Origin of the sequence: Streptomyces sp. NBC_01445 (assembly GCF_035918235.1) — a bacterium.
Taxonomy (GTDB): domain Bacteria; phylum Actinomycetota; class Actinomycetes; order Streptomycetales; family Streptomycetaceae; genus Streptomyces.
In genome coordinates this window covers 1,643,466-1,664,231 of the sequence record NZ_CP109485.1, presented here as the reverse complement: position 1 = coordinate 1,664,231, position 20,766 = coordinate 1,643,466, and the positions used below count along the sequence as shown (strand labels likewise).

General features: G+C 71.9%; 17 protein-coding genes, 1 tRNA gene and 1 pseudogene. 11 read left to right on the top strand and 8 right to left on the bottom strand.

What is annotated here, in order from left to right; genetic code table 11:
• Window positions 1-16: 16 nt before the first annotated feature.
• Window positions 17-760 (top strand): cobalt-precorrin-6A reductase, encoded by a 744-nt coding sequence (locus OG574_RS07800; RefSeq protein ID WP_326772504.1) that lies wholly within the window; start codon window positions 17-19, stop codon window positions 758-760.
• 92 nt (window positions 761-852) lie between these two features.
• Here OG574_RS07800 and OG574_RS07795 read toward each other — a convergent pair whose 3' ends face one another.
• Window positions 853-1,494: a precorrin-8X methylmutase gene (locus tag OG574_RS07795; protein ID WP_326772503.1), complete on the bottom strand. Its 642-nt coding sequence runs from the start codon at window positions 1,492-1,494 to the stop codon at window positions 853-855.
• Between the two features lie 99 nt (window positions 1,495-1,593).
• On the opposite strand from OG574_RS07795, the gene OG574_RS07790 reads away from it, so the two are divergent.
• The 4 genes from OG574_RS07790 to OG574_RS07775 all read left to right on the top strand — a co-directional run bounded on the left by OG574_RS07790 (window position 1,594) and on the right by OG574_RS07775 (window position 5,403).
• Window positions 1,594-2,781, top strand: a complete 1,188-nt coding sequence (locus tag OG574_RS07790) for a thiolase family protein (protein ID WP_100592896.1) — start codon at window positions 1,594-1,596, stop codon at window positions 2,779-2,781.
• Window positions 2,782-2,812: 31 nt separating this feature from the next.
• A complete protein-coding gene (locus OG574_RS07785) occupies window positions 2,813-2,971 on the top strand; it encodes a hypothetical protein (protein WP_326772502.1) in 159 nt (52 codons plus the stop codon).
• A 67-nt stretch (window positions 2,972-3,038) separates the two neighbouring features.
• On the top strand, window positions 3,039-4,559 hold the full coding sequence (locus tag OG574_RS07780) for a long-chain-fatty-acid--CoA ligase (protein WP_326772501.1): 1,521 nt from the start codon (window positions 3,039-3,041) through the stop codon (window positions 4,557-4,559).
• A gap of 88 nt (window positions 4,560-4,647) precedes the next feature.
• Window positions 4,648-5,403, top strand: a complete 756-nt coding sequence (locus OG574_RS07775; protein WP_326772500.1) for a sulfite exporter TauE/SafE family protein — start codon at window positions 4,648-4,650, stop codon at window positions 5,401-5,403.
• 7 nt (window positions 5,404-5,410) lie between these two features.
• On the opposite strand, the pseudogene OG574_RS07770 reads toward OG574_RS07775, so the two are convergent.
• Together OG574_RS07770 and OG574_RS07765 are read right to left on the bottom strand one after the other, a co-directional pair.
• Window positions 5,411-6,250 (bottom strand): annotated as a pseudogene (locus tag OG574_RS07770) (MFS transporter); the annotation flags it as partial.
• Between the two features lie 104 nt (window positions 6,251-6,354).
• The gene (locus tag OG574_RS07765) at window positions 6,355-6,861 is read right to left on the bottom strand and encodes a DUF309 domain-containing protein (protein WP_326772499.1); all 507 of its coding nucleotides are present in this window, start codon (window positions 6,859-6,861) and stop codon (window positions 6,355-6,357) included.
• Window positions 6,862-6,972: 111 nt separating this feature from the next.
• Between OG574_RS07765 and OG574_RS07760 the strand changes: the two genes are divergently transcribed.
• Window positions 6,973-7,046: transfer RNA gene (locus tag OG574_RS07760), tRNA-Pro, on the top strand.
• An 83-nt stretch (window positions 7,047-7,129) separates the two neighbouring features.
• Here the strand turns inward: OG574_RS07760 and OG574_RS07755 are convergent.
• The gene (locus tag OG574_RS07755; protein WP_326772498.1) at window positions 7,130-8,650 is read right to left on the bottom strand and encodes an amino acid permease; all 1,521 of its coding nucleotides are present in this window, start codon (window positions 8,648-8,650) and stop codon (window positions 7,130-7,132) included.
• Window positions 8,651-8,782: 132 nt separating this feature from the next.
• Here OG574_RS07755 and OG574_RS07750 point away from each other — a divergent pair, with 132 nt between their 5' ends.
• The 5 genes from OG574_RS07750 to OG574_RS07730 all read left to right on the top strand — a co-directional run bounded on the left by OG574_RS07750 (window position 8,783) and on the right by OG574_RS07730 (window position 16,802).
• Complete coding sequence (locus OG574_RS07750; protein WP_326772497.1) at window positions 8,783-10,255, top strand: FGGY family carbohydrate kinase; 1,473 nt, start codon at window positions 8,783-8,785, stop codon at window positions 10,253-10,255.
• A gap of 38 nt (window positions 10,256-10,293) precedes the next feature.
• Complete coding sequence (locus tag OG574_RS07745) at window positions 10,294-11,694, top strand: FAD-dependent oxidoreductase (RefSeq protein ID WP_326778400.1); 1,401 nt, start codon at window positions 10,294-10,296, stop codon at window positions 11,692-11,694.
• Window positions 11,691-12,950: an NAD(P)/FAD-dependent oxidoreductase gene (locus OG574_RS07740; protein ID WP_326772496.1), complete on the top strand. Its 1,260-nt coding sequence runs from the start codon at window positions 11,691-11,693 to the stop codon at window positions 12,948-12,950. The genes OG574_RS07745 and OG574_RS07740 overlap by 4 nt, the downstream gene beginning before the upstream one ends.
• Window positions 12,951-13,551: 601 nt before the next feature.
• Window positions 13,552-14,625 (top strand): LamG-like jellyroll fold domain-containing protein, encoded by a 1,074-nt coding sequence (locus OG574_RS07735; RefSeq protein WP_326772495.1) that lies wholly within the window; start codon window positions 13,552-13,554, stop codon window positions 14,623-14,625.
• Window positions 14,626-14,678: 53 nt separating this feature from the next.
• Window positions 14,679-16,802 (top strand): PQQ-dependent sugar dehydrogenase, encoded by a 2,124-nt coding sequence (locus tag OG574_RS07730; RefSeq protein ID WP_326772494.1) that lies wholly within the window; start codon window positions 14,679-14,681, stop codon window positions 16,800-16,802.
• A 77-nt stretch (window positions 16,803-16,879) separates the two neighbouring features.
• Here the strand turns inward: OG574_RS07730 and OG574_RS07725 are convergent, their stop codons facing one another.
• The 4 genes from OG574_RS07725 to OG574_RS07710 form a co-directional block, all read right to left on the bottom strand.
• Window positions 16,880-17,953, bottom strand: a complete 1,074-nt coding sequence (locus OG574_RS07725) for a mechanosensitive ion channel family protein (RefSeq protein WP_100592905.1) — start codon at window positions 17,951-17,953, stop codon at window positions 16,880-16,882.
• Between the two features lie 225 nt (window positions 17,954-18,178).
• Window positions 18,179-18,694 (bottom strand): NUDIX hydrolase, encoded by a 516-nt coding sequence (locus tag OG574_RS07720; protein WP_326772493.1) that lies wholly within the window; start codon window positions 18,692-18,694, stop codon window positions 18,179-18,181.
• Between the two features lie 29 nt (window positions 18,695-18,723).
• Window positions 18,724-19,734, bottom strand: coding sequence for a Gfo/Idh/MocA family protein (locus tag OG574_RS07715; RefSeq protein ID WP_326772492.1), 1,011 nt, complete (start codon window positions 19,732-19,734; stop codon window positions 18,724-18,726).
• A complete protein-coding gene (locus tag OG574_RS07710) occupies window positions 19,731-20,747 on the bottom strand; it encodes a Gfo/Idh/MocA family protein (RefSeq protein WP_326772491.1) in 1,017 nt (338 codons plus the stop codon). The genes OG574_RS07715 and OG574_RS07710 overlap by 4 nt, the downstream gene beginning before the upstream one ends.
• Window positions 20,748-20,766: the final 19 nt, after the last annotated feature.

The window sequence follows — 20,766 nt, the reverse complement described above, 5'->3', positions numbered from 1 at the left end:
AAGGGATTCCGCACCCGTGCACGTACTGATCCTCGGCGGCACGACCGAGGCCCGCCGCCTCGCGGAGGCCCTGACCACCGGCCACCCCGGGTGGCGCGTGACGAGCTCGCTGGCCGGCCGGGTCGCCCGGCCCCTGCTGCCCGCGGGCGAGGTGCGGACCGGCGGTTTCGGGGGAGCCGATGGCCTGGCCCGCGCGCTGCGCGAGCTCCAGGTGGACGCGCTCATCGACGCCACCCATCCTTTCGCCGGGACGATCAGTTTCCACGCGGCACAGGCGGCCGCCACGGCCCATGTTCCCCTGCTGGCACTGCGCCGCCCCGGCTGGGTCCCCGCTCCGGGCGACGACTGGCACGGTGTCGCTTCGCTGGAGGAGGCGGCGAGGCGTCTGCCGACGCTGGGCCGACGCGCGTTCCTGACGGTCGGACGGCTGGGCCTCTCGGCCTTTGCGGGCGTCCGTGACGTGTTCTGCGTCGTGCGCTCCGTGGATGCTCCTGAGCCGCCTCTGCCGTCCCGGTCGCAGGTGCTGCTCGCCCGTGGGCCGTTCACGGTGGAGGGCGAGCGGGCGGTCCTGCGGGAGTACGGCATCGATGTGCTGGTGACGAAGGACAGCGGGGGAGAGGCGACGGCCCCGAAGCTTGTCGCAGCGCGAGAGGCGCGGATCCCGGTCCTGGTGGTACGACGGCCGGACGTGCCGGCGGGAGTGGCAGACGTGGGATCGGTGGCGGAGGCGGTGGAGTGGGCGGGGACTGTTCAGTGCTGAGCGCACAATCCAGCCCGTCCGGCGTTTGAGGACGAGCCCGGAGGGCGACAGCGGGGGTCCGGGGGCGCAGTCCCCGGGGTGTGAGCCCGAACCTATTCCACCGCACAAGCAACAGCGTTGACCGCCGCGGCGGCCATCGCACTGCCGCCCCGTCGCCCCCGCACCACCAAATACTCCAGCCCCAATTCCTCCGCATGCTCCACCAGCGCGTCCTTCGACTCGACCGCCCCCACGAACCCGACCGGAACCCCGATCACCGCGGCGGGCGGCGCCGCCCCCTCCCGCACCAGTTCCAGGAGCCGGAAGAGGGCCGTGGGCGCATTGCCCACAGCGACCACCGCCCCGCCCATCCGCTCCCGCCACAGCTCCAGCGCCGCAGCGGAGCGCGTCGTGCCGAGCCGCTCGGCGAGCGCCGGAACCGACGGGTCGGACAGCGTGCACACCACGTCGTTGTCCGCGGGCAGCCGCTTGCGGGTGATGCCGCTGGCCACCATGGACACGTCGCACAGGACGGGTGCGCCCCCGCGCAGCGCCTCACGGGCGCGGACCGCGACGTCCGGCGAGTACGCGAGGTCGCCCGCCAGGTCGACCATCCCGCACGCGTGGATCATCCGGACCGCGACCTGGGCCACCTCCGCGGGCAGCCCGCCGAGATCGGCCTCGGCGCGGATCGTGGCGAAGGACCGGCGGTAGATCTCCGCCCCGGACTTCTCGTACTCGAACGCAGTGCTCACGGCGGGAGCCTATCCAGCGGTGCGCACTTCACAGGGTGCGGGGCCCGGGTCTATAGTCCAAAACTAGCAGTGCTAATTAACTTCCCCCAGGAGCCGCACGTGCGTCCCGTCCACTTCGCCGCCGCCCGCCGCACCCCGATCGGAAAGCTGCGCGGGTCCCTGTCCACCGTGCGCCCGGACGACCTCGCGGCCGGCGTCATCCGCGGCCTGCTCGCCGGTGTGCCTGAGCTCGACCCGGCCCGGATCGACGACGTCTACTGGGGCGCGGCGAACCAGGCCGGCGAGGACAACCGCAACATCGCGCGCATGGCCGCCCTCCTCGCGGGCCTGCCCGAGTCCGTACCCGGCGCGACCGTGAACCGGCTGTGCGCCTCCGGCCTCGAAGCCGTCACCACCGCCGCCCGGACCATCGCCTCCGGCGAGGCCGACGTCGTCCTCGCGGGCGGCTCCGAGTCCATGAGCCGCGCCCCCTTCGTGCTCCAGCGCCCCGACGAGGCGCTCCCGCACAAGATGGAGACGTACGACACACGCCTGGGCTGGCGACTGGTCAACCCGAAGATGAAGGAGCTGCACGGCGTCCTCGCCATGGGGGAGACCGCCGAGGAGGTCGCCGAGCGCTACGACGTCCCACGTGAGCGCCAGGACGCCTTCGCGCTGCGCAGCCACCACAACGCCGCCGAGGCCCGCAAGAACGGCCTCTTCGACGCCGAGATCCTCCCCGTCACGCGCCCGGACGGCGTCGTCGTCGACCAGGACGAGTGCATCCGCCCCGACACGTCCCTGGAGAAGCTGGGCACGCTCAAGCCGGTCTTCCGCAAGGGGGGCACCGTCACCGCGGGCAACGCCTCGCCCATGAACGACGGCGCCGCGGGCCTGCTCCTGGTCAGCGAGGAGGCCCTGCACGACCTGGGCCTCGAATCCCTCGGCCGTTACGTGGCAGGAGCCTCAGCCGGAGTGCACCCCGACGTCATGGGCATCGGCCCCGTGCCCGCCACGCAGAAGGCGCTCGCCCGCGTCGGCTGGTCTGTCGCCGACATCCAGGAGGCGGAGTTCAACGAGGCGTTCGCCGCCCAGGCCCTCGCCTGCGTCGACGCGCTCGGCATCGACCCCGAGCTGGTGAACCCCACCGGCGGCGCCATCGCGCTCGGCCACCCGCTCGGCTGCTCCGGCGCCCGCATCCTCACCACCCTGCTCCACCGCATGCGCCGCACCGGCGGCTCGCGCGGCCTCGCCACCATGTGCATCGGCGTCGGCCAGGGCTCGGCCGTCCTCGTCGAGCGCTCGTGAACTCCCGCACAACGTAAGGAACTCGAAGAAGATGAGCAGCAGGTTCACCGGCCGCGTGGCCGTCGTCGACGTCACGGCCGAGCGCGCCGAGGCCACCGTCGAGGCGATCCGCGCCAAGGGCGGACAGCTATCCGCGTACGGCTGCGACGTCGCCGCTCAGGACGCCGTCGAGGCGACCTTCGCGCGCTGACCCATCGCTGAGCTGTACCTGGTCCAGAGCCGCACCAGAAGTCAGTACCGAACGGAGCACCACCCTCATGGCAACCCTGTCCCTCGCCGCGATCCTCGCCGAGTCCGCCCGCCGCCGTCCCGACAAGGCCGGGCTCGTCCAGGGCGACCTGCGCATCACCTTCAAGGAGCTGTGGCTCCAGGCCCGCAAGCAGGCCGCCGCGCTCATCGGACTCGGGGTGCGGCCGGGGGACAAGGTGGCGCTGATGGCGCCCAACGTGGCCGAGTTCCCGCGCGCGTACTACGCGGCGCTCGCCGCGGGCGCCGTCGTCGTCCCCGTACACCTGCTCCTCTCCGCCGGAGAGGTCGAGCACGTCCTGCGCGACAGCGGCGCCACGCTGCTCCTGTGCCACCCGGGTCAGGCGAAGACCGGCGGGGCGGCGGCCGAGGCGACCGGCGTGCGCATGCTGACCCTCGGCGAGGGCGGCGACCTGGAGCGGCTCACGCACGACGCCGAGCCCCTGCCCACGTACCTCACCCGCGACGCGGACGACCCGGCCGTCGTCTTCTACACCAGCGGCACCACCGGCGTCCCCAAGGGTGCCGTCCTCAGCCACTTCAACCTGGTGATGAACGCGACGGTCAGCGCCTTCGACGGCCACGACGTGCGCTCCGACGACATCGCGCTCGGCGCGCTGCCGCTCTTCCACGCCTTCGGGCAGACCGTCTCCATGAACGCGACGTGGCGCGCCGGCGCCACCCTCGTCCTGCTCCCGCGCTTCGACGCGGCCAAGGCCATCGACCTGATGGTCGCCGAGGGCGTGAACACCTTCCACGGCGTACCCACCATGTACGTGAACCTGGTGGCCGCGGCGGCAGCGGCCGAGAAGCTGCCCACCCTCAAGGTCTGCGTCTCGGGCGGCGCATCGCTCCCCGTCGCCGTCCTGGAGCGCTTCCAGGAGGCCTTCGGCGCCACGGTCTACGAGGGTTACGGGCTCTCCGAGACCTCCCCGGCCGCCGCCACCAACCAGCCGATCTTCGGCGCGCGTCCGGGCACGATCGGGCACCCCATGTGGGGCATCGACGTGGAGATCGCCCGCGCCGAGGTCGAGGACCGCGTGGAGCTGCTCCCCGAGGGCGAGCTCGGCGAGGTCGTCGTGCGCGGCCACTGCGTCTTCACCGGATACCTGGGGCGCCCCGAGGCCACCGCGGAGGCACTCGTCGACGGCTGGTTCCGCACGGGTGACCTCGGCACCAAGGACGAGGACGGCTATCTGCGCATCGTCGACCGCAAGAAGGACGTCATCATCCGCGGCGGCTACAACGTGTACCCGCGCGAGGTCGAGGAGGTCCTGATGCGCCACCCCGGCGTCGCCCAGGTCGCCGTCATCGGCCTGCCCGACCCCGTGCACGGCGAGGAGGTCTGCGCCGTGATCATCCGCAAGGAGACCGACGGGATCGCGGCCGGCGCCGACGAGATCACCGAGTGGTCCAAGGAGCACCTGGGCCGCCACAAGTACCCCCGCCGCATCGAGTTCGCCGACGAGCTGCCGCTCGGCCCGAGCATGAAGGTCCTCAAGCGGGAACTGCGCGCCCAGTACACCGACTGACCCCGGGAGCACGCGCAGGGGGCGGCGTCCCAGCATGCGGCGCCCCCTGACGCCGACCGGATAGATGGGTCTAGCATCTGTCCCCGGTATGTACTCCATAACCCTCTGGGAATTCGCCGCGCTCGCCGCCGCGGCCGTGCTCGTCGGATTCTCGAAAACGGCCGTCAGCGGCGCCAACACGGTCAGCCTCGCCATCTTCGCGGCGGTCCTGCCGGCCCGTGAGTCCACCGGCATCCTGCTGCCCGTCCTCATCGCCGGCGACATCCTCGCCGTACTGACCTACCGAAGACACGCCCACTGGCCCACCCTGTGGCGCCTCTTTCCGGCCGTGGCCGGCGGCGTGGTCCTCGGCACGCTCTTCATGGTGTGGGCCGACGACGCCATGGTGCGTACGTCGATCGGGGCGATCCTGCTCCTGATGGCCGCCGTCACGGTGTGGCGCAGACGCCGGGCGGACGCGCCGGACGTCGAGGAGACCGCAAGCCGCGCCGGCCGCGCGAAGGCCCGCTCCTACGGCGTGCTCGGCGGCTTCACCACCATGGTCGCCAACGCCGGTGGGCCCGTCATGTCGATGTATCTGCTCTCGGCGGGCTTCCGGAAGCTCGGCTTCCTGGGCACCTCCGCGTGGTTCTTCCTCATCGTCAACTCGGCCAAGGTGCCCTTCAGCGTGGGCCTCGGCCTGATCAACGGGCGCTCCCTGCTCCTCGACGCGGCGCTCGTCCTGTTCGTCGTACCCGGCGCGTTCATCGGCAAGGCCTGCGTGCACCGCATCAACCAGCGGCTGTTCGAGCGCCTGGTGATCGCGGCGACCGTCGTCGGCGGGGTGCAGCTCCTGCTGCGCTGAACCACCGTCACGAAGCGGAGAGCACCTTGTCCCGGCCGCGGGACGGCAGGCCGTGCTCCAGATCCTCGGCGAGCAGCCGCTTCGCGATGGTGTCCACGGCGGCCCGCAGGTCCTTGCCCGGCGGCTTGCCGAGGTCTGCCTCCACCTGGCGGCTCAGCCACGAGCCCCAGGCGTGACTGATCACATCCGCCTCGCGCTGCCCGGCATCCGTGTTCGAGAAGTAGTGGCCGGTGCGCGTCAGATAGCCCTCCTCGACCATGCGGTCGAAAACCGGCACAAGGACCTCGGGCGGCAGGCGGCGGCGGGCGGCGATCATGCCGAGACTCGCGTGCCCCACCATCCGCGTGAAGAACTCCACCTGCATCACGGCCCACGCGCCCGCGGTGTCGAGCCGCGTGTCCGACTCGTCCAGGATGCGCCGGGCGGTGTCCAGGTCCACCGACTTGACGATGTTGCCGACGGCCCGTTCGAGCAGGATCGCCGAGTCCCCGCCCTGCGGCGACGCGAAGCCCTCGCCCATGTCGGACGACCCCAGCCGCGCACTGTCCCGCAGCTGAACCTGCTTCAGGAAGAGGGCCACGACGAAGCCGAGCAGCGCGACCGGGACCGTCCAGAGGAACACGGTGTGCAGCGTGTCGGCATACGCCTCCACGATCGGCTGACGCGCCGGGGCGGGCAGCCGGTGCAGCCCCTCCGGGCTCTGCGCCGCCTTGGCGATCACCGCGGGCCGCGCGGCCCCCGTCCGCGCCGCGGCGGCGACCCCGTCAGTCAGGTTCGTCTTGAGCGCGTTGGCGTAAATGGTGCCGAACACGGCCGTACCGAAGGAGCTGCCGAGCGTACGGAAGAATTCGCTGCGGGTGTGTGGGGGTTGGGCGCGCAGTTCCCCGCGCCCCTTTGTGAGGGGGGCAAGAGGATTCGGGTGTGGCTCTCTGCGGGGGCCTGGGCGAGCAGTTATGGGTGTAGGCGGGGGGCGTTTGTTGCTGCGTCCAGGGTGGGGGGTTGGTCTTCCACCTTCTCGGCCAGCGTTGTTGCCCAGGTTTCCAGGGACGTCAGGTCGATTCCGTGCGGGGTGGGCCGGGCCGTCGCCTCGCGCCAGGTGGTGAGGCCCGTGGCGCCGCGGAGCAGGAGGCGGGCGCCGCCCGCCGTGTTGCCTCGGGCCGCGTGCGTCAGGCCTACCGCCAGCTGCGCCAGGGCGCGCCACAGGCCGCGCTCCTCCTCGGGGCCCGACTTCCACGCGTCCTCGAACACCTCGTGCGCGTGGAACGGCCGACCCGCGTCGAGCAGGGCCTGCGCCTCCGCGACCGTTTCCTCGGGAGTGCGCACCACCCCCTCCGGCTGCCGCGCCACCCCCTCCGCGCCGTACGGCAGCGGACGGCCGAGGCCATCGCGGGGGCGCGCGTTCCGGGCCCGCCCCTCCTCGTCACGGTCGCGGTTCAGGCCACTGCTCACGTCACTCATGCCTCGATTGTGCCGCGCCTGCGGCCCCTCGCACCGGCGACGGACCACCCCTGAGCTTGGGGTATTGTTCTTTCTGCGCCGCCAAGCGGAAAACCCGCCGGGCGGCGCGACCGGGACGTGGCGCAGCTTGGTAGCGCACTTGACTGGGGGTCAAGGGGTCGCAGGTTCAAATCCTGTCGTCCCGACTTTTCGAAGTCGCAGATCAGGGGCCGTGCCAGAGACATCTGACACGGCCCCTCGGTCGTTCCGGAAACTCTCCGAACTCCTGTTATCCCGGGGCGTCTTCCTTCGGCGGAGGCGTCCCGTACTTGTTGCGCGCCGCGTACCACCACACCGTCGCCAGGATCAGCACCACGGCCAGGGCCGCCGACGCGTAGTTCATCGAGTCGACCGTCACCGGTGACGCCTGCGGCAGGCAGAACAGGATCGTCACGAAGGCCACCCACGTCACCGCGGTCCAGCCGACCGGCCTGCTCCAGCGGCCCAGGTTCCAGGGTCCTGGGGTGAAACGGTCGCCCGCTCGCAGGCGCAGGAGGATCGGGATCGCGTACGCGGGCGTGATCCCGATGACGTTGATGGCCGTGACCGCTCCGTATGCCGTCGTGGAGTACAGGGACGGCAGCGCGATCACTGCGGCCAGGCCCACCGACAGCCATACCGCGGGAACGGGTGTGCGGGTGCGGGCGTTCACCTTGCGCCACAGCGCCGAGCCCGGCAGCGCGTTGTCCCGGCTGAACGCGAACACCATGCGGCTGGTCGCCGCCACCTCGGCGTTGCCGCAGAACAGCTGGGCCACGATCACGATCAGGAGCAGCGCCGTGGCGCCGGACGTGCCGAGGGCGTCGATCATGATCTGCGCCGGCGGCACCCCGGTGGCGCTGTCCTGCGCGCCCGCGTAGTCCTGGATCGCGAACGTCAGCCCCGCGAGCAGCACGAACCCGGCGATCCACGAGACCCACACGGCCCGTACGATTCCGCGCGCGGCGGACACGGAGGCGTTCGACGTCTCCTCCGAGAGATGCGCGGACGCGTCGTAACCGGAGAACGTGTACTGCGCGAGGAGCAGGCCGATCGCGGCCACGTACAGCGGGTTGTGCCAGCCGGTGTCGTTGACGAACTCGGTGAACACGAACGACGGCGACTGGTGGTGGTCGGGCACGATCGCGAGGACGCCGACGATCACGGCCACGCCGGCCAGGTGCCACCACACGCTGATCGAGTTGAGCACGCTGACCAGGCGGACGTCGAAGAGGTTCAGGACGGCGTGCACGAAGAGGATGGCGAGGAAGATCAGGAAGGTCGATCCCGGGGCCGGGTCGAAGCCGAACCGGAGGTTGAGGAGCGCGCCGGTGAACAGGGCCGCGCCGTAGTCGATTCCGGCGATCGCGCCGAGCAGGCCCAGGAGGTTGAGCCAGCCCGTGTACCAGCCCCAGCGGCGGCCGGCGAGCCGGTCGGCCATGTAGTAGAGGGCGCCGGACGTCGGGTACGCGCTGGTGACCTCGGCGAGCGCCAGGGCGACGAGGAGGACGAAGAGGCCGACACCCGCCCAGCCCCACATCATCACGGCCGGGCCGCCCGTGCCGAGGCCGAATCCGTAGAGCGTCATGCAGCCGGACAGGATGGAGATCACGGAGAAGCTGATGGCGAAGTTGCCGAAGCCGCCCATGCGGCGGGCCAGGACCGGCTGGTAGCCCAGCTCCCTGAGTCTGGCCTCCTCGTCCGCCGGCCGCCCGGCCGGCCGGGACTCGACGGGGCCTGACGAGGTGGTGCCTGTTTCCGGTGTGGACATGAGCTCCTCTTGTGGGGAGAGAGAGGCGTGAAGTCACAGACAACATACGGAGATTGACGGGTGATCAGTCTAGGGGTCGGAGTGAAGAGGGCGCCCTTGACGCTCTTGCGGAGGCTGTTGCAGGCTTCCGCGGTGATCACCAATGGCAGTGGGCCGCGCGAGGGGACCGTCCTCGCCATCGACCAGGGCACGTCGGGGACGAAGGCCCTCGTCGTCTGCCCGCGCCGCGGCGTGATCGGCTCGGGCGGCGCGCCCGTACGTCCGCGCTACCTCCCGGGCGGCGTCGTCGAGGTCGATCCGGCCGCGCTGCTTGCCTCCGTCGTCGACGCGGGGCGCAGCGCGCTGGCCGCCGCGGGCGAGCCCGTCGACGCGGTCGGCCTCGCCAACCAGGGCGAGACGGTCCTCGCCTGGGACCCCGCGTCCGGCACACCGCTGACGGACGCGATCGTCTGGCAGGACCGGCGGGCGGCAGCGCTGTGTGCGGAACTGGCCCCTCACGGCGCTGAGTTGAGGGATCTTACGGGGCTGCCGCTCGACCCCTACTTCGCCGCCCCGAAGATGGCCTGGATCCGGCGCCACCTCACCCGGGACGGCGTCGTCACCACCAGCGACGCCTGGCTCGTCCACCGGCTGACCGGCGCGTTCGTCACCGACGCCGCCACCGCGGGACGCACGCAGCTCCTCGACCTGGACACTGTTGCGTGGTCGCCCCGCGCCCTGGACATCTTCGGCCTCGGCGGCGAGCGGCTGCCGGACGTCGTCGACGCCGCGGGGCCCGTCGGCACGACCAAGGCGTTCGGGCCCGAACTTCCCCTCACCGGGCTCCTCGTGGACCAGCAGGCCGCGCTGCTCGCCCAGGACGTGACCGAGCGGGGTACCGCCAAGTGCACTTATGGAACAGGGGCGTTCCTGCTCGCCCCGACCGGCGACCGTCCGCGCCGCGGCGGCTCGGGACTGGTCAGCTGTGTCGCCTGGCGACTGGCCGGGCGGAGCAGTTACTGCCTCGACGGGCAGGTCTACACCGCCGCCTCCGCCGTCCGCTGGCTCACCGATCTCGGGGTGATCGCGGGGGCCGAGGACATCGACCCGGTCGGATCGGCCGTGCCCGACACGGGCGGTGTCACCTTCGTGCCCGCCCTCGCCGGTCTTGCGGCGCCCTGGTGGCGCGGCGACCTGCGCGGCTCTCTGACGGGCCTCGGTCTGGACACGACCTCCGGGCACCTGGTCCGCGCCCTGTGCGAGGGGATCGCCGCGCAGGTCGTCTCGCTCGCGGACGCCGTCGCCGCCGACCTGGGCGAGCCGCTGCGCACCCTGCGCGTCGACGGCGGCCTGACCCGGTCGGCCCTGCTGATGCAGACCCAGGCGGACCTTCTCCAACTGCCACTGGAAGTCGCCGAGTTGCCCGATGCGACCGCGCTCGGCGTGGGTGTCGTCGCGCGGCTCGGGCTCGATCCCGCGCTCACCGTGCGGGACGCGGTCCCGCGCGGGCGGCCCGCCGCCGTGTACGAGCCGCGCATCGACGCCGCGCACGCCGCCGAACGCCTCGACGGGTTCCGCTCGGCGGTGGCCGCGCTCCTCGACCGCACGCCGACGGGGTCCCCGTGACCGTCACCACGAAGGGGCCGCTGTCCCCCAAAGGGCAGATGTCGTCCCGGCCCTACGACGTGGCCGTCGTCGGCGCCGGCGTCGTCGGTACCGCCATCGCCCGTGAACTGGCCCGCCACCCACACCTGCGCCTTGCCCTGGTGGAGGCGTCCGGCGATGTCGGCGACGGCACCTCCAAAGCCAACACGGCGATCCTGCACACCGGTTTCGACGCCGTGCCCGGCTCCCTGGAGTCCCGCCTCGTCAGGGAGGGCCAGCGCCTCCTCTCCGCCTACGCGGCCGAGTCCGGCATCCCCGTGGAGCCCGTCGGCGCCCTGCTCGTCGCCTGGGACGACGACCAACTGGCCGCATTACCAGGCTTGTTGGAGAAGGCCGGGCGCAATGGATACGACGCAGCGCGGATCATCGGCGCCGACGAGACCAGGGCCCGCGAACCGCAGCTCGGCCCCGGAGTCCTCGGCGCTCTCGACGTCCCGGGCGAGAGCATCATCTGCCCCTGGACCACCACGCTCGCGTACGCCACCCAAGCGGTGCGCTCCGGTGTCGACCTGCACCTCAACTCGCGGGTGGGAGCGGTCGGTTCGGACGGCGGTGATCATATTCTGTCCACGTCGCGCGGCGAGCTCCGGGCGCGGTTCCTCGTCAACGCCGCGGGGCTGAACGCCGACGTGCTCGACCGGCTCGTCCTCGGGAGTGGCGACTTCACCGTCACCCCGCGCCGCGGCCAGCTCATCGTCTTCGACAAACTCGCCCGTGACCTGGTCCGGCACATCCTGCTTCCGGTGCCGACCGTGCTGGGCAAGGGCGTCCTCGTGGCGCCGACCGTCCACGGCAACGTACTCCTCGGCCCGACCGCAGAGGACCTCGACGACAAGGCGGCCACCGGCACGACGGCGGACGGACTCGACGGGCTCCTCGCGAAGGGGCGCCGCATCCTGCCGGCCCTGGTCGACGAGGAGGTCACCGCCGCCTACGCGGGCCTGCGCGCCGCCACCGAGCACGACGACTACCGCATCCGCTGCCACGAGGAGCGGCGCTACGTCACCGTGGGCGGCATCCGCTCGACCGGGCTCACCGCGTCGATGGCGATCGCGGCGCATGTCGCGGGCCTGATCGCCGAGGCCGGCCCCGGCCTCGGCCTCAAGCAGCCGGTCGACCTGACGCCCGTCCACATGCCCAACCTGGGCGAGGCCTTCCCCCGCCCCTACCAGCGCGCCGACCTCATCGCGACCGACCCCGCGTACGGCACCATCGTGTGCCACTGCGAGCGCGTGACCCGGGGCGAGATCAGGGACGCCCTGATCAGCACGGTCCCGCCCGCGTCCCTGGAGGGCCTGCGCCGCAGGACCCGGGCGCGTGGCGGACGGTGTCAGGGGTTCTACTGCGGGGCGGCCGTGCGTGCACTTCATGAGGGGCGGGGCGAGTGGGGGCCGGAATGACGCGGCGGCAGCGGAGCGTCGACGTGGTCGTCGTCGGCGCGGGGCCCGCTGGGCTCGCTGTCGCCCGGAGTCTTGCCGAGGGCGGCGTTGGGGTGGTCGAGATTCTGGAGCGGGAGGCGGTGGCGGGCGGCGTACCGCGGCACTGCCACCACCGCGGTTTCGGTCGGTGGGGCGTGACCGGGCCGCAGTATGCGGCCAGGACCGTCGAGGCCGCGCTCGGCTCCGGCGCACGCGTGCGGGCCGGCGTCACCGCCACCGGGTGGGCGGGGCCGCTCACCCTGGACACCACCGGCCCGCACGGGCTCGAACGCATCACCGCACGCGCCGTCGTCCTCGCCACCGGTGCGCGCGAACGCCCGCGCAGCGCACGCCTCGTACCCGGCACACGGCCCGCCGGAGTGCTCACCACCGGCGAGCTCCAGCAGGCCGTCCACCTGCACGGACAGCCGGTCGGCAGCCGAGCGGTCGTCGTCGGCGCCGAACCGGTCAGTTACGCGGCTCTGGCCGCCCTGCGCCGCGCCGATGTCACCGTCGCCGCGCTCACCACCGGGGAGCCGCGCCACCAGTTGGGCCTGGCGCGGGCGGCAGCGGCCCGTATCGGTCACGGCGTCCCCGTACTCACCGGCGCGACCGTGGCCGAACTCCTGGGAAAGGGGCGGGTATCGGGGGTCCGGCTGCGGCGCTGTGACGGTCGGCTGACGACCGTCGGCTGCGACACCGTGGTGTTCACCGGGGACTTCGTGCCGGACCACGAGCTGGCGCGGCGCGGGGGAGTGGCACTCGACGCGGGGACGCGGGGGCCCGCTGTCGACGGCGCGTTCCGCACCGGCGTTACGGGCGTCTTCGCCGCGGGGAACGTGCTGCACGCGGTGGAGCCGGCGCTGTGGGCGGCCCGCGAGGGCGCTCTCGCGGCCGACGCCGTACGCGAGTTCCTGGAGGGTGCGGGCCCGGCGCCGGGCGGACCCGCGATCGAGGTCGCGGCGCCCCTGCGCTGGGTGGCGCCGAACCGGGTGGCCCCGCAGGTGCCGGTGGACGGCTTCGTCCTGCGGACGGCGGAGGTGCTGGTGCGGCCCGTCCTGGTGGTCACGCAGGACGGCCGCAGACTGCACCGCCAGTACGTACCGCGCGGCGCGCTCCCCAATCGCACCCTGCACTTGGCGGGCGCATGGACGGGAAAGGTCGATGCGATGGGCGGACCGGTCCGGATCACGGTGGGCGGGCTCAGGGGACATCAGTCCGGGGCGTCTTCGGCGTGATGTGCGTCGGTTCATGACGTACGGGTGTTGGGGGTACCGGCTCGTGGTGGGCTCGGGGGGACATCGGGCCGGGGTGTCTTCGGCATGATGTGCGTCGGTTCATGACGTACGGGGGCTGGGGTACCGGCTCGGGCACCGGGGTGGGGCTTCGGATGTCGCGTCAGCGGGGTGACGGCTAGGGCGCCGGGGTGGCTTCGGATGTCGCGTCAGCGGGCCGCCGATTTGGGTGTTGGGCCTGATTCGGGGTTCGCGCGGCTTGGTGGCGGCTTGGGTGCCGGGGCCGCTTCGGAGCGTCGCGTCGGCGGGCTGAGGGCTTGGGCGTCGGGCTTGCTTCGGGTTGCCGCCTCGCCAGGGTGCCGCGGCTCGGGCGTCGGCACCGCCTCGAGGCCGCGCGCTTGAGCGCCATGTCCCCGGTCACCACCCGCCCCGAAGCGCACTTCGCGAAGAACCCGCTCGGACCGACCTTCGAAAAATGGCGCGGACACGCCCATTGTCAGGGTTGCGGTGAGGGAGTTACATGGTGCCCGCACGTGACGAAAGCGCTTTCTGTCGGTCGGGGGACCCCGGTCGGCAGCCCCCTTCGTTGCCGCTCGGAGGCCGTATGAGACTGCCCCGCACCAGACGCACCGCCATGGCCCGAACCGCCGTCGGCGCCCCGCCCGAACCACGCGTCCGGCACACCCGATCACCCCGTCGCACTCGACGTACCGCCCTCGCCGCCGTCGCCCTCGCCTCGGTCGCCGTCCTCGCCGCCGCAGCGCTTCCCGCGCAGGCGAGCGGACCCGCCGCCAAGGTCCCCGCGCAGGCCAACGGCCATGCAGAACATGGCTCGTTGCGCTCCCACGCGGTGGCCGCCTACGACTTCGGGCACCCCGATCCCGCCGATCCCTCGAAGGAGCGGGACATCGGACGCTCCCGCACCCCGCTCACGCTCATCAACGGCGGCTCCGCGATGCGCGTCGCCGACGAGGCCTACCCGGGCAGCTCGCCCGCCCTCCAGGTTCGCCAGCAGAACCCGGCCACGGCCGGCAACGACGACTGGAAAGCGGGTACTTGGAACGAGGCCGGGGTCGGCTCCCTCGGCGCCTTCAACCGCGCCAAGGCCGCCACCGTCATGGGCTGGTTCAAGATGACGGGCGACAACCCCACCCTCAACTCCAACACCGCCAACCCCACCGACCGCTACGGAGCGATCGGACTCGCCGGGGTGCTGTCCGGCACCAGCGACGGGCACGCCGTGCGCGCGCTGCTCGAACTCATCCAGGTCAATGGCGAGTTGAAGCTCGTCGCGCTCGGCCGCCGCCTCGACAGCGGTGCCTCCCAGACCTTCGCCGCCTCCGCCGACTGGCAGCAGCTCCTGCCCCGCGGCGAGTGGGTCCATCTGGCCGCCACCTTCGACTTCCGCGACGGCACGATGGCCCTGTACCGCGACGGCAAGCCTCTCGACGGCTTCTACGTCACGCCGGGCGACCCCTGGGAGCTCACCACCACACCGGCGCCGCACCGCGCCTCGCCGACCGACCCGCGTGGCATCAAGATCGGCGGCAGCTTCCCGCAGAACACACGCGAGAACAACGCCTGCGACTGCCGCATGGACGATCTCCTCTTCCTGGACCGCGAGGTGACGGCAGGTCAGGTCAGTGCCGAGTACCGCCGTATGACGAGGGGCCACTGACGCCTCGTACCCCCGCTTCTTCCCAGCCGTACTCGCCATCCGAAGGGACCCGCATGGCAGCACGACGCAAGAATCCAAGACTCTGGGCGGCCTTCGCCGTCACCGCCACCCTGGCGCTCGGCGGGTTCGCCGCGCCCTCGCACGCCGACGAGCCCGCTCCCACCGCAGCGACCGCGGGCCTCACCGACCCGATCCCGGAGAAGCCCGCCCAGTCCAGGACCGGCCTGGTCCTCACGGAGTACGCCCAGTTCCCCAAGTCGGAGCCGGTCCCGGCCCCCACGGACCCACGTCTGATGCGCCACGCCAGGATCAACACCATCAACGAACTCCCCGACGGTTCGGGCCGGATGGCGACCCCGGACCTCAACGGGACGCTCTACCTCACCGACCCGGGCACCGCCGGCAAGGACACCGGCGGCACCCCGCACCCGTACCTCGACGTGAAGGGCACCTTCCCGAACTTCTTCTCGGGCCGCGGCCTCGGCCAGGGCTTCGGATACGCCGCGTTCCACCCGCAGTTCGCGAAGAACGGCCGCTTCTACACCATCCACACCGAGCTCGCCTCGCAGGTCACCCAGGCCCCCGACTTCAAGCAGGCGGGCACCACCACGTACCACGGCGTCATCACCGAGTGGACCGCCGATGACCCGAAGGCCGCCGTCTTCCACGGCACCCACCGCGAGGTCCTGCGCATCGGCTTCACCGGTCAGGTGCACGGCATCCAGCAGATCGACTTCAACCCGACCGCCAAGCCCCACGACAAGGACTACGGGCTGCTCTACCTCGCCGTCGGCGACGGCGGCCAGGGCGTGGGCAACAGCGAACCGCAGAACATGGCGCTCCCGCACGGCAAGCTCCTGCGCATCGACCCGGCGGGCCGCAACAGCGCGAACGGCAAGTACGGCATCCCGGCCGCCAACCCGTTCGTGTCCACACCGGGCGCCCTCGGCGAGATCTACGCCGTCGGCATGCGCGACCCGCACCGCTTCAGCTGGGACACCGGCGGCAGCCACCGCATGTACCTCGGCCACATCGGCGAGCACGCCATCGAGTCGGTGTACGAGGTCAAGGCCGGCGACAACTTCGGCTGGAGCGAGCGCGAGGGCCCGTTCCTCTTCGACAAGAAGACCACCGACCCGTGTGCCCGCATCGCGCCGCTGCCCGCCGACGACGCCAAGTACGGCTACACGTACCCCGTCGCCGCGTACGACCACGACCCCGGAGCCGACTGGGACTGCCGCTCCGACGTGGGCCGCGCGATCGCCGGAGGCTTCGTGTACCGCGGCAAGGACGCGCCCGAGCTGCGCGGCACGTACATCTTCGGGGACCTCGTCGACGGGCGGATCCTGGCCGCCGACACGCACGACATGCGCCGCGGCGCCGGTCTCGCGCCCCTCAAGTCGCTGATGCTGTTCGACCAGGCCACCGGCAAGAAGGTCACCATGCGCGACCTCGCCGGGGACCAGCGCGTCGACCTGCGCTTCGGCACGGACCTGGCCGGTGACCTGTACATCGTCTCCAAGGCGAACGGCAAGGTCTGGAAGGTCACCGGCACCCGCACCTTCGCCGACTGCAAGGTGGGCCACACCCCCACCACGCACACCACCGGCGCGGACAACTGGGCGCCGGTCACTCCCGCCAAGTGGGAGTTCACCCGGCGTGAGACGGTCCTCACCGAGCCGGGCGTCTCCCGCCCCGGCCCGCGCCGCCCCTTCGAGTACGCCGTCCTCACCGCGGGCCCGCGCTACTCGAACGTGACGATCGAGGCCGAGGTACGTATCGACACCCCGGTCGACATCACCAACCGGGACGTCATCGTCGTCTGGGACTACAACTCGGACACCCAGTTCCAGTACGCGCACCTGTCCAGCGACAACAGCATCTACCCGCACAACGGCCTGTTCACCGTCGACAATGCGGACCGGCTCCGCATCGACGACCAGTGGAACGGAACCTACGGCGCGCCCCCGGCCATCAAGGACGCCGCCTGGCACAAGGTCCGTCTCACGCACTGCGCGGACACCGGCGAGACGGCCGTCTACATGGACGGCAGCCGCACGCCGCTGATCACGGGCACGGACCCGGTGTTCTCCTCGGGCCGCGTGGGCTTCGGCTCGTTCGACAACAACGGCCGGATCCGCGACCTGAAGGTCACGGGGACGGTGGCACGCGACTGACCCAGCGGGGTCAAAGGCACGTGTGGGGGAGCCGGTCCGCTGTCCGGACGGACCGGCTCCCCCTGACCACGCCGTCGTTACGGAATCGGAGGTGCGGCCTCGCGCTGATGAGGAATGGCCACCGCCCCCTGCTGGAGGGCCACCGTCCGCGTGGGCGCCGGGATCCGGATGCCCTCGTCCCGGTACCGGGCGTGGAGGCGCTTGATGAACTCGTGCTTGATCCGGTACTGGTCGCTGAACTCGCCGACGCCCAGGATCACCGTGAAACTGATCCGGGAGTCCCCGAACGTGTGGAAGCGGATGGCCGGTTCATGGTCGGGGACGGCGCCGGTGATGTCGACCATGACGCTCTCGACAACCTCGGCCGTGACCCGCTCGACGTGCTCCAGATCGCTGTCGTAGCCGACGCCGACCTGGACGAGCAGCGTCATCTCCTGCTCCGGGCGGCTGTAGTTCGTCATGTTGGTGGAGGCGAGCTTGGCGTTCGGGATGATGACCAGGTTGTTGGAGAGCTGACGCACCACCGTGTTGCGCCAGTTGATGTCGACGACGTAACCCTCCTCGGCACTGCTGAGCCGGATGTAGTCGCCGGGCTGCACGGTCTTGGAGGCCAGGATGTGCACGCCCGCGAAGAGGTTCGCGAGCGTGTCCTGGAGCGCGAGCGCCACCGCGAGACCGCCGACGCCGAGAGCGGTCAGGAGCGGGGCGATGGAGATGCCCAGGGTCTGCAGGACCACGAGGAAGCCCACCGCGAGCACCACGACCCGCGTGATGTTCACGAAGATGGTGGCCGACCCGGCGACCGCGGACCGCGACTGCGCCACCGACCGTACGAGCCCGGAGATCACCCGGCCCGCGGTGAACGTGGCGACGAGGATCAGCAGCGCCGTCAGCGTCACGGTGACGTTGTGCCGGGTCCGGGTGGTCAGCGGCAGCGCGGAGGCGGCCACAGCGGCACCGGCGGCGACCGCCGCCCACGGCACGAGGGAGCGCAGCGCGTCCACGATGACGTCGTCGCCGCCCCAGCGCGTCCGGTCGGCCCGCACGCCCAGCCAGCGCAGCATCATGCGCAGGAGCAGCCCGGCCGCGAGCCCCGCGGCGATCGCGATCCCGGCCACGATCAGATCGTCGGGCGTCATCGCGCGGTTCACCGGCGGCCTCCCGCGCCGTGACCGAGGTCGTCGTACGCCGCCGGGAGCGGCCGTATGTGATGAGTCGTCACCTTGCTACCTGCTTGTCCGTAAGTGGTGCTGCCGCGCCTGCACCGACGCGCCGGGACATCCTGCCGCACGCGTCGAGGTGCACGCGCGCGGGGGATGACGCCCACCTGCGTCAACGGGGCATACGCCCGGCCCAGGGCCGCGGGCCGGCACTCGTCAGCGCGCCGTCCCCGGCCCGTTCTCGCGGCCCAGCGCGACGTACCGCGCGTGCGCTTCAAGGGAGTCCGACACGAACGGGTACTGGCGCATCGCGTTCGTCAGGCCGGTCTCGGTGAGCCAGTCGTGCCAGACGATCTCGGAGGGGAGCGGCGCGACCGGCCCGTCGACAGTGACCTCGTGCACCCCGAGCCAGTACGGGCTGATCTCCCCGCGGCACAGGTACTTGAAGACAAAGCGGACCGGCGCCGTGACCCCGAGTTCCTCCGACAGCTCGCGGGCCGCCGCGCTCTCGTACGACTCGCCCGCGTCGACACCCCCGCCGATCAGCCAGTTGTACCGCCCGGGGAACCGTGAGACGTGCGGCGCCCGGCGATGCACGAGGATCCGCCCCGCCGGGTCGCGGCACACGACCGTCGCCACTCGGTGCAGCCACCCCTCGCGGATGGCTGCACCCCGGTCCACCGTGCCGAGTACGCGGTCCTGTTCGTCCACGCGGTCCACCAGTTCGCTCATGCGGCCACGATGGCAGACGCGGCCGGACGTCACCGCACCGGCACTGTCCTCCCCTCGGCCGCGGACCGGTACGCCGCGGTGACGATCCGCAGGGAACGCAGCCCGGATTCGCCGTCCGTCACGCTCGTCCCGCCGTCGCTCCCGTAGAGGAACGAGTGGAGCATCAGGGCGTCCAGGTTGACGCCGTAGGGCAGTTCGAAGGGCGCGCGGGACGACTCGCTGAAGCCGTGGACCTTCTGGTCGAAGGCATCCATCTCCAGGGTCGCCCGGTCACCGATGACCTGCATCTGCAACCCGCCCCAGGCCGGGTGGTGTTGGGGCTGGCTCCAGCTGCAGTCGATCGTCGCGACCGCGCCGTTCGCGTACTCGACCGTGATGAGCCCCGCGGTGTCCGCGTCCACCTGTCCCTCGTGGAGCACGTTGTTGACCTGTGCATACACCGTGGTCGCCGGGGACGCCTCGAAGAGGTCGTCCAGGAGGTCCGCGATGTGCACGGTGTGATCCATCAGGGCTCCGCCGCCCGCGAGTCGGGGGTCGGCGAACCAGCGGCGCCGGGCCGCCGGCAGATAGCCGTTGTTGGCGCCCGACACCGCGAGGACACCGCCCGCCGTCCCCGACCGCACGGCGGCGCGGACCGCCGTGTAGGCCGGGCTGAAACGGACGGGGTGCGCCACCGCGAGCCGCACGCCCGCCGCGCGGCACGCCTCGACCATCGCCGCGCCGTCCTCCTCCGTCGTCGCGAGGGGCTTCTCGCACAGCACGTCCACGCCGTGCGCCGCCGCCAGCTCGACGAGGGGCCGGTGGCGGACGTTCTCCGAGCAGACGACGACCTTGTCGGGACCCCAGGCGAACAGCTCCTCGTACGAGTCCGCATAGGCCACCCCCAGCCGGTCGGCGAACTCCCGGCCGCGGACCTCGCCGGGCGCCGCCAGATCCGTGTCCGGGTCGGCCGCGAGGACCTCGACGCTTTCCATCTCATCGAGCAGGCGGGCGAACCCGCCCGCGTGGACATGCGCGAACGACAGCACTCCGACCTTCATCGGGCCGCCTCCTCGGAGATCTTGAGTTCCACGGGCTCGCCGGTACGGGCCGAGGCCGCCGCCGCTTCCGCGATCCGTACCGCCTCGACGCCGTCGAGGGCCGTCACGCGGGGAGCGGGCCCGCCCTCCACGGCACCGGCGAACTCGCGCAGCTCGGTGAGGTACGGGCTCTCCGTCATCGGGCTGCTGGGAATGCCCTCGCCGGGCGGGCGCGTGCCCTGGGCGAGGATGCGGAACCCGGGCAGCGCCGTCGAGTCGTGCTCCAGGATCCCGTCGGGCCCCGCGACGCGGAACGTCGTACGGAACTGGAGGTCCGGCAGGCCCCACCCGCCGAGCACATGGCTGATCGCGCCCGACGCGTGGGTCAGCACCGCCGTGCCGACCGCGACGTCGCCGGGCTTCGCGCCCGGCTCCTGGCGCCCGCGCAGCCGGGCGTGGACCCGTACGACGTCGCCGGCGAGCATGCGCGCGAAGTCGAGGTCGTGGATCATCTGGTCCATCAGGATGCCGCCGGACAGCGCCGGGTCGGAGAACCAGGGCGCCCACACCGGATAGGCGCCCGAGCGGGTGAAGCGCAGTACGGCCGGGGTCCCGATGGCACCGGCGGCGACGGACCCGGCCATCGCCGCGTATGCGGGAAAATATCGGACCACGTGCGCCGGGAACAGCAGGACGCCCGCCGCCTCGGCCGCGTCCGCCATCTCGGCGGCCTCGGACGCGGTGAGCGCGAGGGGCTTCTCACAGATGACGTGCTTGCCGGCGGCGATCGCGTCGAGGGCGAGTTCCCGGTGTGTGAACGTGGGTGTACAGATGTCGACGACGGTGGAGCGGTCCAGGAGACCGGCCAGGCTGTGCGTGGCGGTCACGCCGGACTCGGCGTATTTCGCGGCGAGCTTCTCCGCGTTCCCGTCCGTGGACAGGATGGTGACGCGTGCGCCCAGCTCGATCCACGCGGGCAGATGGGCCCGGGCGATGCCGCCCGCGCCGATCAGACCCACATCGAGGCGTGTCATGTTGTTCCCTTCTGGAGAC